Here is a 17997-nt window from a genome sequence, read left to right on the forward strand (position 1 = left end):
TCAAATTATGAAACACCCCCTGCTCCGCTTTATGTTTGCTGATATAAATTACAGCTTAATTACGTTGTCTCCGCTGTCTCTATCAATCATTTTTACAAAGGGGTCAACCCCCACATAGGCTGGCTTTTCATCCACAGTCACGGTTATTGTATTTTCCCCACTGATTAATTTGTGCTTCTGGTTATAAAGCACCTGAGTGTTTTCAGACACGTCTTCAGGGTCTCCAGTAAATAGCGCAATATCAATGTATTCATCAACACTCCCTTGCGTTTCGCGTCCATCGCCGTTTGCCTCAAACTTGCCCGCCGATACCGTCATGGTTACGGCAAACTCACCGTCGCTTGTTTCTTCAACCTCAGCTGACAGCATTTTTAAGTCGAACAGGGTAATACGCTCAAACAAGTCTGCGATAAACTGCTTTTCCTCGTTCGTCGCCTCGGCATTAAGGGCAGCCTGCAAATCTAAGGTAGTTGGATACGGATCGTTTTTAAACTTATAGGCCTCTAAGAAGTTTTTTAGTGCCGTATTAACACGCCCTTCTCCTAACCTATCTAGAATTGCCATCATGACTACCGAGCCTTTACGGTAATGAATATACTGCTGGTCTTCGCTGCGCATAAACGGCATTTCTTCAATCAACTCGCTACCGCGATCGCGAAGGTAGCGATCCAATTCATACTTGAGGAAGCGTCGCATCTTCTCTTCGCCAAAGCGTTCACGCAATACCATAATGGCACTGTACTGAGACAAGCTTTCAATAATGATTGATTGGCCCTGAACATTGGCAGCACCTACCTGATGTCCCCACCACTGGTGAGCTACCTCGTGGGCGGTAACATAGTACACATAATCTATGTCATCAGGGTCGCGCAAATCTGCAATAAACCCAATTTCCTCAGAGTAAGGCACCGTATTGGCAAAACTCTGCGCAAACGACCGATACCCTGGAAACTCAATAATGCGCATTTGTTTGTGCTGATAAGGGCCAAAGGCGTTAGTGAAATAATCAAGAGAATCTTTCACACTTTGCACCATTACATCCACATTCCAATGGTGTTCAGGGTGATAGTACACCTCAATATTTACACCATTATGCGCGTCTCTAGTCACGTCGTGACGCGCAGAAAGGTAAGAGAAGAAATTGACTATTGGCGCATCCATTTTGTAATGAAAATAGTTACGGCCGTTTTCCTGCCACTCTTTTTGCAGGTAACCCGGCGCAATAGCGATTTGATCGCCGCTGGTAGATACCGTAGTTTCAAAGTCGATAAAGGTGACTCCCTTACCAAACCCACTCTCAGCATAACGTGAGGTATCTTCCAACTTATAGGCCCGAGGGCGCTCTGGCAGATCGCGCTTACGTCGCTCGTGTCGGTCTGAAATCACATAACGCCCGTTAAACCCAAAAGATGGAAACAGCGAGAAATTATCGATAAATGTACCATTTTCGGCTATCTGCAGATCGAAGCCGCCATCTTTGAACCCTTTATGCTCGCGCAACACTGACAGAGTACCTTCCCTCGTTTCACCCGGCATTAATGGTTTGTCGAAGGTTAGCCACGCCGCAGACAGGTTGTCGAAGCGCTCGGTAATTTGCGCGCCAGGTATTACCACATCCCATGTAGTCGTAAACCGTGGAATTGACAGCAAGGTGCGAGAAATTGGCTCATCAAACGGATTGCTGATGGTCATATCTGCCGACACTTCTACACGGCGGGCCTCTGGGTAAATATCAACGTTCGCATTTACCTGGGTGACGACCGGCAATAAGTCGTCTTCATACTGGCCAAACTGACTTTCGTATTCAGCTTGAAGCTCGAAGGTCTCATCTTGAGTAAGGTAAGTGTTTACCACCTTGGTGTTGTAGTGAATGAAGCTGCCCGTAAGTACGAACACGAGAAGGCTTGCTGCCAACACGGCCTTTCCAGACGCCCCTAACTGATAACCTAGTAGCTTAAAACGGTGTTTAAGTGATACTTCTGGCCCGCGCTGCCACAATGCATAACCAATGGTGAATAGCGCTAGCGATAACGCGCCCCAGTAAGCCATATACCAAGCGAAAGGCGCTAAGAACCATCCCCAGCCGTTAAGGTCGGAATACAACACGCTTGGCGCGTCGCTAAAGCTGAACATGTTGTGTTCTAAACCCAGTTCAGCAAATACTAAGCTAACAATGAAGTACGCCACAAACAGCAGCATACCCACAAATTTATTTGGGCTTAGTACCTGAATAAAAAATGCCAGAACCGCCAATAGCGCCCACGGAAGCCATGATACAAAATAGATCCCAATAAGATAGGTGCCAAAATCAATTTCGAAGTACCCTTGGGTAGCCTGATAGATAACGGTAAAAACAATGCCAATAGCAAATAGCACGGCGGTTACCGCCCACATTGCAAGTAGCTTAGATACCCAAAAGATTAGATTAAAAGCGGGCGTTGAATCGACGATATCGCCCATACCAGAACCACGCTCACGCCATACAATTTCGCCACTGTAATAGGTGATAACAATAAGCATCATCAACCCAAAACTTTCGCGAATAAACTCAACCATTTTATAGGTAAGCGGCCAATCTGGCGTACCGTACACACCGCCAATAGGCACAAAATACAGGGCAGACAGATTGAACAGCGTAAAAATCATCAGCACAAGTAGGGCCGGGCTAAACATAACTTGGCGCATTTCAAAGCCAATACGGGTAAGTAACTTATCAAACTGCCCGCCCGCCTTTGCTTTAATAGTAAGGTTAAGGGTTTTGGGTGGAGTTACCGTGGAGGCTTTACTTGGTTTTTCTTTACGGCTTTTTTGCTGCCAGCGCATTTGGTAAATACTGCCAACAGTGGCCAGTATCAATGCGCCAATGCCAAGCCAAATTAAACGGTTCTGCAGTAATACACCTTCTAATGACACAACGCTGGTGTTTTTATCAAACACAGTCCAGTAACGGGTTATCTCGGCATAGGTACGAAGACCAAAGGGGTCTAACAATGCGCCAATGGTGCGATATTCGGGCTCAGAGGTGACTACCCCGCTAATGAGGTAGAAAATGAATATACCCATTGCTACCAAGTACGCGGCCATTATTGAGCGAAGACGCTGGGCAACGGCATAAAAAATCATACCCAGTGCTAGCATGCTGGGCACTGAGAAGTAAAAAAAGGTAGTTAGGTAGAAACTAAGGTTAGTGGGCCCTATTCGCTCTTGATCTATCCAAGGCATTAACGAGCCTAATAAAATGGCAATAGGCACCATGGCAAATACGCAAATACTGACCAAATAGGCACCTAAAAAGCGGCCCAAATGGTACGACAGCGGCGTAATAGGCCGAGTGTATATTAGCTCGCCCATATTGCTGGAGTGGTTTCGCGTGGCAGTGCCAGACACAAAGTTAACCAACAAAAACAGCGCAAAAATACCCATAATAAGCGCGGTTTGAGTAATAGCAAACGAGCCGTTATACAGCACGTTACCACCGCCACCAATACGAACGTTATCGGTAGTGGTTGCCAAAAAAGGTAACAAGAAAAACGCCAGCATGGTGACGTAAAACGAAGGTTGGCGAAGGTAATATCGCCATTCAAACGCAAGGCTATTTAAAAACATGGTTATTCCCCTTACGCAGCAGTTGCAGCGCGGCTATTGTGCAACGTAGAGAAATACACATCTTCCAAATTAGCTGGCGCCTGTTCAAACCCTTCTGGGGGCGTGTCGGCCATTACATGAATAACGTGCTTACCGGCAATTAAACGGACAGAAATAATATTAAGGCTCTGCTCGAGTTCGCGGTACTCATCTTGACTCACCTGCTTGCGCCAAATGCGTCCCGCCAGCTCTGTGGTGAGACTAATAGGGTTACCTTCTAATAAAATTTCTCCCTGCCCTAGCACGGCCATTTTCGGGCAAAGCTCTGATACATCATCAACAATGTGTGTAGAGAGTATAATAACCTTCTCTTCACCTAAGCTGACTAACAAGTTGTGAAAACGATTGCGCTCTTCGGGATCGAGGCCAGCGGTAGGTTCATCCACAATAATAAGGTCAGGATCGCCCAATAATGCCTGAGCAATACCAAAGCGCTGACGCATACCGCCGGAATAACCACTTACCGCTTTGTCTCTGTGCTGCCACAAATTGGTGTGAACCAACAAGCTTTCCACCGCGTCTTTACGCTCAGGCTTGCTGCTAATGCCTTTTAGCACGGCTAGATGATCTAGCAGCTTTTCTGCACTAATGCGCGGATATACACCAAAGTCTTGCGGTAAATATCCGAGGCACTGACGTAACCCGTTAGGATCGGCCAGTACATCAATATCGTTAAATTGAATAGAACCTGTATCTGGTGTTTGAAGGGTAGCGATAGTGCGCATTAAAGAGGATTTGCCGGCACCGTTAGGGCCAAGTAACCCAAACATTCCTTTGGGAATTGATAGGTTGATGCCGTTAAGGGCTTTAACTCCATTGGGGTAAGTTTTGGTGAGACCGCTTATGTTGAGCATGATCATTCCTTTGTAGTAATTGTTAGTGACGCGTTCTTTTTATTTATTGTTCAAATTCTAAACTACGCCTAAATGATGCACCTGTTAATGCGAAACTTGTAACAAAGTGAGAAAAGAATGAATTTGTCAAAGCATTGTTGGTAAAATTGCAAATTAAAATTAAGAAATATTTACAGATTTATTGGGAAAAATACTCACCACCAGACAAATACTAGCTTTGCAATGGCATTAAAAGACATATTTGCTTTACTCACACCATCACTCTACAGGCCCTATTACGGCTACATTTCATACATTAATTTAAGCAAGGTTTTAAAGTAGGCCTATGCTTTGCACCTTCAAACGTGAACTCACAAAATGAAGGGATACATTATGTTACGTTGGGCATTAATATTTTTAGTTGTTGCAATAGTTGCTGCCGTTCTAGGATTCGGTGGAATTGCAGGCTCTGCAGCGGGTATAGCCAAAATTATCTTTGGTGTTTTCTTAATCTTACTGGTTGTATCACTCGTGATGAACATGGTGAGAGGTAAGTAGACAACCGCAAGCTAAGCGATGGGTTTAATTACCCATCGCAGCTTGCGATAGCTGTTTCACACAGACTTTTCACGACCAATTTAAGGAGAATACGATGAGTGACAAATTAATTACGACCGTAGGCATTGGCCTTGCCGCTGCATCAGCTGGCATGCTGGCCAGAAAAACGCTGCAAAAATCGTGGGAAAAGGTGACTAACGAACCTGCTCCTAAAGATAAGGGAAGTGACAATACCGATCTTCAAGAAGCCGTAACTTGGGCAGTGGTATCGGGCATTGGTGCAGGTGCTGCTAGAATGGCGGTTCAATACGCGCTGGATAAACGCAACTCCAAGTAGCTGTTTTCCTATTTCAATTTGTCTTTATTGCGTTGAGGTAAGCGCCTAAACTGCGCCGGACTTTGACCCGTCCAGCGTTTAAACGCTCGACAAAAATTTGCAGACTCCCGGTATCCCAATATGTCAGCTACGTGATAAATAGTGTATCGCGCATCCAAAAGCAGCTGCTCGGCATTGCGTAAGCGAAGTAACTCCACTATTTGTTTGTAAGAGGTATTACAAGACTTTAACCGTCTTATCAATGTGCGTTCAGTTAAATTCAATTGTGTACTAATCATTGCTAGATTAGGAAAGGGTTTGTCCATACCTAGGCTTTGTTTCGCTTGGTCAAAATGCTGGTTCAGAATGTGTTTGACCTGTAGATCTATTCGTTTACTGCTCTGCTGAAGTTCGAGCAATTGTTGGCACTTTTTAAGGTTGAGTTCGTAGGACTCTCTGTCGGCCATTGGCGATGGTTCAAACCAGATTTTTTTTGAGATACAGATCTTATTCACATCAGCATTAAAAAACAGTTTGGAATCATACGCGTTAATCATTTCATCCCTGCGCCCTGTTGCATTTATTTTGAAATGAAGGGATGTTTCGTTTTTTGGAGCGTGCCCAAGCACAAGACCTATCAATATTTCAAACGCGCGCATTAGGGCTTCAAAGAAAAAGGACTCAAATTTTTTGTCGCGTGTTGTGTCTAACACTTGAATTTCAATGTATTCCTCTCCCTCCACTATTTTTCCAGAATATGTTTGGCAGCGTAGCTGAAACCACTCTAAGAATGTTTCTAAAGCTTTACCTAATGTCGGTGCGCTAATTGTTGCATAACCCACAGGACCGTGGGCTGTCACGCCAAGATGCTGACCAAAGATCACTGCCAAATTCGGGTTGTCAGAATTCTTCAGCAAGTTGTGCACCAAAGGAATAGCTTGTGCGATATCAAAGCTACTCTTCATCTGAATATCGTCAAGGCTGATAGTAGTTCCCTCAAGCAGCACCTCAACGGGTGCAAAATCTAATGAGATTGCAATCAACAAATAGGCTTTGTTTATCTGAGGTAAATAATTCATGTTCATATTTGCAAGAACGCATTTGTCAGTAAATGATAATTAATTTGTCATAAAAAGAAAGGTTAATTTGAGCAATGGCAGTTTATTGTGAGCACGATGTGAAAAGAGGGCGAAGTTATGAAGAGCGTAGACCAGCCTGCTACAGCTGAGCTAGGAAACAAAGACTATCCAAAGGTATGGCAAAGCCACATACCCCAAATTGCATGGGGAACGTTACTTTTATTCATTGGCGTAGCCGTTGGTTATATTGTCGTACTAAGCTCAACCGCAAATGACTATTTGCCATACCCAATAGCCACTTTAATGTGCACTTATTTCGCGTTTGTCAGCTTTACAGTACTGCATGAAGCCGGTCATGGCGCTATTTTTCAAGTGGATTCTAAGTTAAAGCCATTTGAGGCAGCTATAGGCTGGATTGCCTGCTTGCCCTTTATGATAGTGCCTTACAAATTTTTTCAAAAAATTCACGACAGGCACCACGCATTCACTAATGATCCCGACCGCGATCCTGATAAATTTAATTTGGGTGAGCGTTGGTACCATGTTGTTGCAGCAAGTATATGGCTGCCCCTTCAATATTACACGTTAGCGTTTACCCGGTATCGCAGCGTTCAAACGATTCGAAATACTTGGCCAAGCACGGTTGTTTATTTAGTATTGATGGCTGCCTTACTAGTAATGCTAGTGTGGTCTGGATACGCTATCGAGCTTCTATGCTTTGCAGTCATTCCTGCAGTGCTAGCCATGTTCATATTAGCGATATTTTTCGACTATATTCCCCATCATCCTCACAAATCACTATCGCGCTATCACAATACGCGTATCTACCCAAGTAGTGTGCTTAACATACTGCTTCTTGGGCAGAATTATCATTTGATTCATCACCTTTACCCACGCTTACCTTGGTACACCTATCGAAATGTGTATATGGAAATCTTGCCAGAATTGAAGAAAAATAATGCGGCGATAGAGAATATTGGTCATGGATTTCGACTGAGTTTTATGAAATCTACTGTGATGAATCAATTACTAGATTATGGTCATGCCATCAACATGCTGGTAATGGTGAAAGATATCGAAAAACTTACTAATGATTCTGTAGCCGTCACTCTTCAGCTTCCACAGGGGGAGAGTTTAAAGTTTAAAGCAGGCCAATACATTACCGTGAGCAAATGGCTGAACGGGCACCATCAAACACGATGTTACTCTTTGTGCGATGCGCCTGGCTCTAACACGTTACGCATTGCGGTTAAGAAAACAACAGAAGGGCTTATGTCAGGTTTTATTAATCAAGACTTGAAAGTAGGTGATGAAGTAGTTGTAAGGGGGCCTTTTGGCACTTTTGTTTATCCCCCGAAGTCGACAGGTTATTCATACAACAGCAGTGCTTCAAAAATTGAGGAACTCGTTTTGATTGCTGGAGGCAGTGGTATAACACCTATATTGTCGATAATGAAAACAAGCCTGGCGACTTCTGATCCCCTAATCCATCTAATTTATGCTTCTCACAACCACGATGAGTTAATGTTTTTAAAAGAGATAGATGAATTAATGTCCTTATATACTGAACGTTTAAAGGTGAGTTACGTGGTTAGTCGCCATTCTAAAGAGCGATTAGGTACTCATCGTCGTTTATCTGAAGATACATTGACTGAATTAATCCAATTCGGGGGCAATCGACATTACTACATCTGCGGCCCGATTGGACTAAAAGAGATGACCGTAGCTACGCTATCAAAGAATGATGTAGAAGAGAGCTGTGTGCATGTTGAAGAATTTACCAAAGCAGTGAACGAACCGCATGGCGAACAATTTAACGTTAGTATATTAACGGAAAATAGCGAAAAACATATTATCAAAGTCGCTACTAATCAAAGCATTCTTGAGGTCGCTAACGCTCGTGGCATTGCCATTCCTCATGCGTGCGGGGACGGAACCTGTGGTTCGTGTAAATGCAAATTACGTTCAGGCAAAGTAAGGCAAATAGATGCATCGATTCCAGGGATTACCGACCTAGAACAAGCTGCGGGTTATACGCTAGCGTGCCGAGGTTTCCCAGAAGGAGACGTGACTATTCAAACCCTATAAATAATCAATACTAAAAAAACGATACTAAAGAGACAGGCACAATATGACTCGCTTCTTAAGTGACTGTCTTAATTAAAACCTTCTTTATTAAAACCTCTTTTAAAGTGACTGTCTTTATTAAAACTGTTAAAACCACGATCCGAAAAACGTGAGAGAAAGATTGTGGTTAATTTGAGCCTCTGCTGAAGAAGCACCAGGCGAATGTATGTAGTTGTTCATATATCCAACTTCAATGCGCCAATTATCATTGAGTTGATAAGCTGGGCCAGCATAGAATCGATTTTGATCAAAACCACTTTCTTGCCCCCATTGTGTATCATTGAGAGTTACAAATAGCTCATCCCAAACAACAAAAGACCACTTGTCGCCTAGCGGCTTTTCCCAGCGAACAAATTGTCTAATTCTGTGTCCTATGTCGTCGCCTTGTTCATCGCGATAGAGGTATTAAAGAGACAGCCACAATAAAACCGTCGCTCTTGAAGCGCTCTTGAAGTGACTGTCTTAATTAAAACCGTTTAAAGTGACTGTCTTAATTAAAACTGTTAAAACCACGCGTTTAAAGTGACTGTCTTAATTAAAACTGGTCTTTATTAAAACTGTTAAAACCACGATCCGAAAAACGTGAGAGAAAGATTGTGGTTAATTTGAGCCTCTGCTGAAGAAGCACCAGGCGAATGTATGTAGTTGTTCATATATCCAACTTCAATGCGCCAATTATCATTGAGTTGATAAGCTGGGCCAGCATAGAATCGATTTTGATCAAAACCACTTTCTTGCCCCCATTGTGTATCATTGAGAGTTACAAATAGCTCATCCCAAACAACAAAAGACCACTTGTCGCCTAGCGGCTTTTCCCAGCGAACAAATTGTCTAATTCTGTGTCCTATGTCGTCGCCTTGTTCATCGCGATAGCGCTGTTCCAGACGCGTTCGCGCCGATAAGCTGCCGCCTAAAAACGGCCGCAATGAATAAGTCGCTTGCTGCCAAAGACGGTCTTCTTCAACAGTGCCGACCTCTGAATCTACCGTAATTCTAGCTACACCTAACCACAGCGTGAGGTCGTCAGACATACGATAGCCTATACCAGGGCGAAAAATTGAAACACCTAACTGAGAGGCATCGTCTTTAAATCGTAAGTGTCCATCAAACCAGAACTGCAAGTTACCCGCTTTATCAGCGTTACCAGCAAGGGCAACAGCATTCCATGATTGAAAATCGTTTGTTGTTGCGTGCGATTCAGCGTTGCACATCAGCAGTAATGATAAAGCAGTAATAGTGATTATTGTATTTTTTATCGTGCGCATAAAAACCTCGGTGTGATGAGCTTTATGGTGCTCTAATGAGAGGTAGTGCGATATGAATCATTTCATATCGCACTAATAGCGAGGTTTAATTTGATGATGGGTTATAGGGGAGTGACGACTGATGAGCGACAATACGCAAATCACCTTCGTTGTCTTTCACGTAAGCAAACGTATATTCCACTTTGGTCTCGCCGCCAGTAGTGTCAGTGAAATAATAATTACCCATTGCAACAGCCATACGACAGCTATTGTTAATAATTCCCACGTTGTCGAACTTCACTTTGGTATATGGTTTTATCGCAAAACCCTTATCTTCTTCGTAGGCATCGTTACCACCTACGAAGTACGACAAAGCAGCATCAAAACTTGACCTAAACTGATCGTTAGCCGCTAGCGTGGGCTTAAATAAAACGCTACTTAAATCATAGCCGTACATTTGCTGAATAAAATCGGCGGCTTCGTTAGAATAATCACCTTTATTAGAAAAAACGCTGCCAATTCTAACAATGCCATCACCCCACATTTTCTGTGCGTTAACTACCTCACGTTCAGTAATGCACTGATTTGAATACAAAAGCACATCATCTTCGCTCTGATGCTTCATCATAGCTGCGCTTTTGGCTGTATCATTACTCATTTGGGGCTTTGCCACAGCAGCGCAGCCAGATGCGATTATCACTGAGGCAGTTAAAAGAGTAGCTTTCATTATCGATTGAGTACGTAATTTCATGAGTAGACTCCCACCTAAATAGCATTGATTAATACAAGGCACATCGCTTTGTATTGGTTGCTATTAAGCATATACATCTATGGTTAAGAGTACTTTTACTGAACATTAAAAGCAGATTAACAGCAGGTGGGCATTAGACAATTCGCTTTAAAGGAAGTAAAAGCGACAGAAGCCAAAAACGAGTTAAGTTTATAAAAGCTTATCCATGCTTATTTCTAATAACCTTTGCATTTTTTTACCGGCAGCAGGAAGTAGACTTTCATCTGCATTAGGCACAGATACCTGCGCGCTAACGGTGAATTCTCGACCGCCTTGGTAATATGGCACACACACATGTGCAAGCACTACTAACTCTGTGGTACCGCGCGTTTCACTTGGCCCCCACCCTATTTTTTGAAATACACGCCATTCACCCTGACTTGCTTCGTCTAAAATGACTTTGGCGCTTTTGCTTGTACTTGTGACTTTATCAGCTTGAATACTGTTGGCAATTGCATGCTGTAACATTACTGAGATACCCGCGCTCATACCTGCAAAGCGTTCGTTACCTAATGAGTTTCCGTTACCATAAAAAAGCGTTTTAACATCGACGGCCTCAAGAGCTGGATGCTGAGTAAGTGGGTCGCGCGTATGACTGGCCAGTCGTTTTAAAAACTCCGCCTGTGCCAGGGTTGTCATTGGCTTGTTGCCTGTTAACCCGCAGCTCTCGCAGCGATAAGTTACATACCCTGGATCATCCGCTGCGTTTAAATAAGGCTGTAATTGTATACTACTCGTGCCATCAAGCATTTGCGCCTCATAAGAACTAGGTTTATATGCGCTAGGACCATAAGCACCTCGAAAATATATGTTGGGCGTTGAAAGCTTTAACCAACCGTCGTAAAACAGCGCGCTGAGATTATCTCGGCCAGCAATATTGGCAAACAAAGTGGCGAGTGCATTTGAGTCGCCTATCGACGTGCCAAAGGCTTCATAAGTATTTATAGAGGTGATCATATCAGCAACGTAAGTGCCGCCAACTTTTGCTTGTGCTCCTAAACCCTGCTCACGCAATTTGGCTATAGCGCCAGTAAAGGCAAATATCTTCGATGAACTCCACGGCTCGTAAAGCGTATTGTGACTAGTATCGTTACTTAAATAACGATAAGCCAACGTATCCTCTGCCTGTGCAAAATCAACGACGAGAATACGCCCCTCTTGCTCTGGAATATCAAAGAATTCCGTTTGATGGGCGATACGCTTTTCCCATCCATACTTGCCGTAATTAACTTCATTTGAGGTTTTAAACGCTGTATCGGCAGTTTTTATATTACATTGCTCGTGTCTGTTAACCTGGTTGGCTGGTAAAAATGGTGCCACGTTCATCACTTCATTTGAAAAGCGTGTGTCATCACTGGGGCTAAATGCTAGTGTTGTGGCAACGCCTTCATCTTGAGGTGATATGGAGCAAGCGCTGAGTAAGGCTAAAACAATGCAACAAACGGCAAACGTGTAAGAAGTCTTTGCGTTCTTTGGATTAATCAAGCCAATAAGGCTCTTTAAAAAGTTCAAAATGCTAGCCCCAGTTGACGGTTTTGTATAAGTATTTTTATTACTTGTTGGATAGTTAAATTCAACTGCCACTCTTTTACAATAGCGATTTAATAGATTAACGCCTATTACCGCGGAAGATAAATGAACTCGTTATTGCAAAAGGCATGCTTTAAAAAACAGACCATTTAATGCATTGTTCAAGTTGACCGTGCAATTTATTAATAGGACTGCTGTAATCCTCCCTAAAAAAGCACCAGCCTTTGTTACCAGTTGATATGGCTTCGTGTTTTATACCAAAAGAAAAGTAAGGAACGGAAGTATAAATGAGCTTTTCAGTATTTTTAGCAGGTTTTTCACTTGGTATATCTCTTATACTTGCCATTGGTGCGCAAAATGCGTTTGTACTCAAACAAGGGCTGAAGCAACAGCACGTTTTTGTTGTTTGTTTGATTTGTGCTTTATCAGACGCTATTTTGATCACACTTGGTGTGGCAGGTTTTGGTGTAGTTGTACAACAATTTCCACTTATCGAACAACTGGCTCGTTATTTAGGCGCAGCATTTCTGTTTTTTTACAGTGCACTTAGTTTTAAGTCAGCCTTTACGACAGATCACGCTTTACAGGCACAGGGAAAAGAAGTTGGAAGCCTTTTAGCGGCAACAATGACATGTCTTGCTTTTACATGGCTTAATCCGCATGTGTACCTCGACACGTTTGTCTTGCTAGGCTCAATATCTACTCAATATGAAGGGCAGCAAGTTGCATTTGGCTTAGGCGCAATTTTCGGCTCGTTTGTTTTTTTCTTTTCGCTCGGATACGGCGCGAAATTACTCATTCCTGTTTTCAAAAAACCTAAAGCCTGGAAGGTACTCGAATTTATAATAGGGTTTGTTATGGCCGCGCTTGGGGTGAGTTTACTGGCGTAGTTAACTGAAAAGTGTGGTGAGTAATGTGATGAGAATATTTTTCGGCCCTAAGCCAATAGCGCAAGCTTAGGCTACATAGCTGTTTTTATAGATACTGAATTATGTGTGCCTAGTAAAAAAACCTGTTAGGCTTACAACTTAGTAGCTAAGGAGGGCTGTCTATTCAATTGTATCTCTCCAATATATTTATCATTTGAGAGAGGTCTCATGAAAGCAAGCTATTGGATAATTCTCATCATTGTCACATCCGCGTTAGCCTTTGCAGTTGGTCGTAATACCGCGCAACAAGTAACACCAAATTCAGATAAGAGTGTTGATTTAAACAGCACGTCAAACGATAAAGAGTCGTCACTAGAGGCGAAAAACACGCTTAGTGTTAACAGCAATTCCGCAGATAAATTATCGTCACATCTGCCTGAAAGCTCTCCTAACTCAATGGAAAATATTGCTGCTGAAGTAGGTGACTTAATAGCCAAGATAGAAGAAAACCCTAAACAAGCAAAGTCAATTCTAAAACTGGTTGCATTACTAGAAGCGTTATCTACCGATGAGCTATTAGCTTTGGCTCCGTTGTTCGAAAATAGCAATGAATTTCAACGAAGTCAGCTCTATCAGATTATGACTGCGCAATTGATAGAAAAAGCCCCCGAACAAGCATTAGCTTTCGCACAACGTTACAACCCAATGCCAGAATTTCCAATTTACTTAGAATTAATAAAGGCACAAATTGCTGAAAAAAAGCCTGACCTAGGCTTTGAGTATTTAAACCAAATGCTAGAGCTTGCTCACGAAGATATCGATTTAAGTGCAAACTCTGCTTTATTAAATGTGCTAGCTAAGTCCGATTTACCGCAGTTAATAGATACCCTCGAAATATTTAAAGATATGGGAGTCAGCCTTAGAAATAGTTTGACTTCCATAGGCTTTGAATTAGAAACAAGCGAAGAACATCTAAACCTATTTAACGAACTAAGTCGCTTAGATGATATGTCGATATTAAGATCTGTCATTATTGATTGGGTGAAAATAGACCCTACCGCTTTATTTGAACGTTTAAATCAGATTGAAGATATCGCTGAGCGCGAAAGTTTGGAACAAACCGCTTTTTACTTTTGGATGAGCGATTCACTGGAAGATGCCGCTGACCATTTTTTAGCAAATGCTTCAAATGAAATTAAGACGCTAAAAGATATTATGCGAGCATGGCCAGATAACAGAGCCGATGATGCCTTAGCGTGGATATCTGAACAAAGTAATATTGATACTAATCGATATAAGATTGATTACTTAAAAAAACTGAGCTATTCCGAGCCGGAAGTTGTGCAATCCCACTTAGCTGATATCAACTTAAATGACGACGAAAAAATAGATTTCTATCGTAATTTATACAATAGCTTTAACAGCAAAAGTAGCAAAGACGCAGAGCAGTTTCTAAATACCCTTTCATTCAAGGATGAGATACTCGATGTAGCGGCAGAAAACGAAAACTCTGGTAATAATCGAATAGCTAAAATAAATCAGGTTTTTAATAAATATTTTGACTTCAAATATAAAAAGGCTTTTGCCCTTGCCATGGGGGACGAAGGAGCCTACGCATACTCCTATGTAGTTAACAAACCCTCTCAACATGAAGCTAACCAGCAAGCACTTAGCCAATGTGAACAGTATCGTTACAAGCATAACGTTAATAATCAATGTGAGATTTATGCTGAAGGCGATGTGAGAATGTTTAATTTAGTGCCATAGGCATTTTATTCACTGCGAAAAGGCATGGTTCACTTATTAGGTGGTTCAGAAGCCACCATCAAGAATTAATAAGGGAGTATGAATTATGGTCATAAAAACAAGTGTGAAAGCTGTACTTTACTTAAGCTTGTTTTTCTCTACAAGTGTATTTTCATCGGAAGATAAACCCTCCAACATATCCGAAAAAAGTAACAAAGTAGAGACGATTGAAGTGACAGGACAACGATCGAAAGCCTACTATGAGCGGCTTTTGTTCAACTCTATAGTCGATTTTTACGATGCTTACAATGCGGTAGCATCCAATGACGACTTCAAAATTAAGTGTAAGCGGCACCCCAAAAAAGACTCATATGGAATGACAAGACGTTGGATGGGCCCGAAGGAGTGTCAGTCAAGATTCGTAAATAAAATATTAAACGAATATAGAAGACCAATATTCTCCGACACTGAGAGTACAATGCTGTCCGGTTCTGGGATGAGATTCACTATAAGTGAAAGAAAAATAAAAAATTAATTCAAGAACAAAGAGCGAAACAAGTTGCCGATATGGCTGCACGAAATTGACGCGATACCGGCGTTAAAGAAGAAATTCGAAAAGCTTAAAGACGCCAAACTTCGTCATGCAAAGCGAGTAAGTTCAGACGACGATTGATGTATGCTTCGTTAATTCGTGTCGATAATAGGTCACTTAAGTTTCCATCTTATACATGATTCGTTGGGATTAGCATGCCTGTCATACTTAGTTGTGGCTTACTCGTTGCTTAGTTGCGTTCGAAAGCAACTATTGAGACAGCCATAAGTACGACTAATACATCAACTATCAACTTTTGTGACATCCATAAAACAACCTTAAAACTGATCCTCAATACACTTTTCTCAGAGCACTTTTTTCCTCACAATATTTTAAGTGTGAATCATTGCTAGAGTTTGTGAATGCCTAAAGCCAGAAAGTCTCAAATTAATTTATTCGATACGCCCTATTATCACTGCATTTCTCGCTGTGTTCGTCGCGCCTTTTTATGTGGTGAGCAAGATGGGAAAAGCTTTGAACATCGACGTCAATGGGTAGAAGATCGCATTCATATTCTAAGCGACGTGTTCGCAATTAATGTGTGTGCCTACGCAGTAATGAGTAACCATACTCACCTAGTGTTACATGTTGATAAAGATACAGCTCTAGCACTATCAACAGTAGATGTTATCCAGCGTTGGCACACTCTTTATAGAGGAACGCTGTTAACACAGCAATATATGTCGACGTCAACTCGCGAAAATCTAAGCCAGGCGCAAATAAGAACGGTAGAGAGTACTGCCGCGTTATGGCGACAGCGACTGTATGATATAAGCTGGTTTATGCGCGCCCTCAATGAGTATATCGCCCGAGCGGCCAATAAAGAAGATGAGTGCACCGGACACTTCTGGGAGGGAAGATTTAAATCGCAAGCGCTTCTGGATGAATCGGCGCTTGCCGCCTGCATGGCCTATGTTGATTTAAATCCGGTACGCGCAAATATCGCTAAAACGCCAGAGAGCTCTAACCATACCAGTATTCAGTATCGTATTCGCGCGGCCCGTGTGGGTGAAACGCCAAAACGACTCATGCCTTTTGCGAGCGATCCACGGCAAGATATGCCAAAGGGCTTGCCTTTCAATCTCAGTGATTATTTACAACTTGTCGATTTAACAGGCCGAAGTATTAACCTACACAAACGCGGCAAAATAGGTAGCAACGTACCGAACATTCTAAAACGTCTCAATATACAAAACGAAAACTGGTTAACGTTGACTACACAGTTTGAACATTGCTTCAAACACGTGGCGGGAAAAGTGATAAAGCTAGAGGAATTTGCACATAAACGAAGTCAGCAACGGGTACACTGTCGTCAAAATGCCATGCGCTTGCTTGGATAATACATAGTTTAAAGGTTTTACACTTAAAGACAGCAATTAATTTATCAACTTCTTTCATTGAAAGAAGGCGCTATGTAAGTAACTTTATAACGAAGCACCAATTCACTTTAGCAAAGGTGAATACACTTAATCTTTCCTGACTTACTGAATACCTCCACTCATGCGTAAGACAACAGATATCGTTGCTACACGTGTAATTGTTATTTTTCTATGACTGCCTCATTCAGTTCTTTAGTTCGTAAGGGCTAATTGAAAGTAATTCATGAGGCCCTTTTTAACATGACTGTCTGGGTCAGTTGTTGCCTAGTTGGTTCGAATTTTAACATGACTGTCTGGCTTAGTTCCCGAATTTTAACATGACTGTCTGGCTTAGTTCCATTGGTTCGAGTGCCTGTCTTGCGTAGTTGTTGCTTAGTTGCCGCTAGATAACACTTTGAAAGCATTCATTCAGTGACATTAATTAAAAAAGTTTAAGTGACTTCGTACAAAGAAAACTCTAGTATCAAAAATGAACGTAATTCGAATAATATTCGAATATTGTTCAATCAATAGCTAACAGCGATCGAAATTGCAATTTTTGTCAATGAGGATTACATGACAACAGCAGCTAAATTAACTAGTGAAGAGCAACAACGAAAGATTTTGGATGCAGCTGTTCAGTGCATTGCTGACTCCTCAGTAACAAGCTTCACCATGGCAAAAGTTGCGGAAAAAGCTGAGCTTTCCATGGGTTCGGTTTACAAACATTTTCAGTGCAAGGAAGACATTGTGATGGCTTTAACCAGCGCGTCTTTTTCGCACATCTCAACAGTTTTTCAGCATGTGTTTAATTTACCTCTCAGTACACCTGAAAAAATTATCGCGCTTTGTTTACTGTCGCCCAAAAAAATGCAGCTATTTTCTTTTGACAGCGAACTTGAGTCTTACGCAACGAATGACGCCGTTATTCGTAAAGCATCACCTCTTTGGACACAAAAAATGATTGAAGGGGGAGCCTTATGCGAGCAAACGTTCAAATCGAGACTGGCTGAAGGTATTACCGCTGAAGACTTCGCAAATGATGTCGACCTAGACGCGTTCATTGAAGAAATCACCGTCAGTGGCTGGGCAATGAACGTAGGGTATGAGCAAGTTTTACGTGTGCAGCAATCTCGCCAAATTGTTGAAGGCAATGCTTCTTTATCAATGCCATTGGAGACAATGGATCCACTCGTTCGCAGTATGGTTAGATTGATTAACAGCTACCCATGGCAATATCCATTAACACAAAATGCGGTATATAGAACTGCAACATTACTTACTGAAGAGAACCTTCGATAAAAGAGAAC

At 42.1% G+C, this 17997-nt stretch carries 13 protein-coding genes and 1 pseudogene; 7 read left to right on the forward strand and 7 right to left on the reverse strand.

Going from position 1 to position 17997, the window contains the following annotated elements; genetic code table 11:
• Nucleotides 1-48: 48 nt before the first annotated feature.
• The gene (locus tag V7R39_RS08370) at nt 49-3606 is read right to left on the reverse strand and encodes an ABC transporter permease/M1 family aminopeptidase (RefSeq protein ID WP_334029984.1); all 3558 of its coding nucleotides are present in this window, start codon (nt 3604-3606) and stop codon (nt 49-51) included.
• A gap of 11 nt (nt 3607-3617) precedes the next feature.
• The gene (locus tag V7R39_RS08375) at nt 3618-4499 is read right to left on the reverse strand and encodes an ABC transporter ATP-binding protein (protein ID WP_334029986.1); all 882 of its coding nucleotides are present in this window, start codon (nt 4497-4499) and stop codon (nt 3618-3620) included.
• A 372-nt stretch (nt 4500-4871) separates the two neighbouring features.
• Between V7R39_RS08375 and V7R39_RS08380 the strand changes: the two genes are divergently transcribed.
• A complete protein-coding gene (locus tag V7R39_RS08380; protein WP_032097534.1) occupies nt 4872-5036 on the forward strand; it encodes a DUF1328 domain-containing protein in 165 nt (54 codons plus the stop codon).
• Nucleotides 5037-5130: 94 nt separating this feature from the next.
• Nucleotides 5131-5373, forward strand: a complete 243-nt coding sequence (locus V7R39_RS08385) for a DUF4235 domain-containing protein (protein ID WP_334029988.1) — start codon at nt 5131-5133, stop codon at nt 5371-5373.
• A gap of 8 nt (nt 5374-5381) precedes the next feature.
• Here V7R39_RS08385 and V7R39_RS08390 read toward each other — a convergent pair whose 3' ends face one another.
• A complete protein-coding gene (locus V7R39_RS08390; protein WP_334029989.1) occupies nt 5382-6437 on the reverse strand; it encodes an AraC family transcriptional regulator in 1056 nt (351 codons plus the stop codon).
• A gap of 111 nt (nt 6438-6548) precedes the next feature.
• Between V7R39_RS08390 and V7R39_RS08395 the strand changes: the two genes are divergently transcribed.
• Entirely contained in the window at nt 6549-8519 is a 1971-nt protein-coding gene (locus V7R39_RS08395; protein WP_334029990.1) for a fatty acid desaturase, read from the forward strand.
• Nucleotides 8520-8645: 126 nt separating this feature from the next.
• Here the strand turns inward: V7R39_RS08395 and V7R39_RS08400 are convergent.
• The 4 genes and pseudogenes from V7R39_RS08400 to V7R39_RS08415 all read right to left on the reverse strand — a co-directional run.
• A pseudogene (locus V7R39_RS08400) lies at nt 8646-8942 on the reverse strand (DUF2490 domain-containing protein); the annotation flags it as partial.
• A gap of 176 nt (nt 8943-9118) precedes the next feature.
• A complete protein-coding gene (locus V7R39_RS08405; protein ID WP_334029992.1) occupies nt 9119-9823 on the reverse strand; it encodes a DUF2490 domain-containing protein in 705 nt (234 codons plus the stop codon).
• Between the two features lie 85 nt (nt 9824-9908).
• Entirely contained in the window at nt 9909-10553 is a 645-nt protein-coding gene (locus V7R39_RS08410) for a phosphoribosyl-AMP cyclohydrolase (RefSeq protein WP_334029994.1), read from the reverse strand.
• A 189-nt stretch (nt 10554-10742) separates the two neighbouring features.
• On the reverse strand, nt 10743-12077 hold the full coding sequence (locus tag V7R39_RS08415) for a hypothetical protein (RefSeq protein ID WP_334029996.1): 1335 nt from the start codon (nt 12075-12077) through the stop codon (nt 10743-10745).
• A gap of 332 nt (nt 12078-12409) precedes the next feature.
• On the opposite strand from V7R39_RS08415, the gene V7R39_RS08420 reads away from it, so the two are divergent.
• From V7R39_RS08420 to V7R39_RS08435, 4 genes are all read left to right on the forward strand, one after another.
• Nucleotides 12410-13012, forward strand: a complete 603-nt coding sequence (locus V7R39_RS08420; protein WP_334029998.1) for a LysE/ArgO family amino acid transporter — start codon at nt 12410-12412, stop codon at nt 13010-13012.
• Nucleotides 13013-13219: 207 nt separating this feature from the next.
• On the forward strand, nt 13220-14758 hold the full coding sequence (locus V7R39_RS08425; protein ID WP_334030000.1) for a hypothetical protein: 1539 nt from the start codon (nt 13220-13222) through the stop codon (nt 14756-14758).
• Nucleotides 14759-15691: 933 nt separating this feature from the next.
• On the forward strand, nt 15692-16669 hold the full coding sequence (locus V7R39_RS08430; RefSeq protein WP_334030002.1) for a transposase: 978 nt from the start codon (nt 15692-15694) through the stop codon (nt 16667-16669).
• Between the two features lie 594 nt (nt 16670-17263).
• The gene (locus V7R39_RS08435; protein ID WP_334030003.1) at nt 17264-17989 is read left to right on the forward strand and encodes a TetR/AcrR family transcriptional regulator; all 726 of its coding nucleotides are present in this window, start codon (nt 17264-17266) and stop codon (nt 17987-17989) included.
• Nucleotides 17990-17997 lie beyond the last annotated feature (8 nt).

This window comes from Alteromonas sp. P256, assembly GCF_036864455.1.
Taxonomy (GTDB): Bacteria; Pseudomonadota; Gammaproteobacteria; order Enterobacterales; family Alteromonadaceae; genus Alteromonas.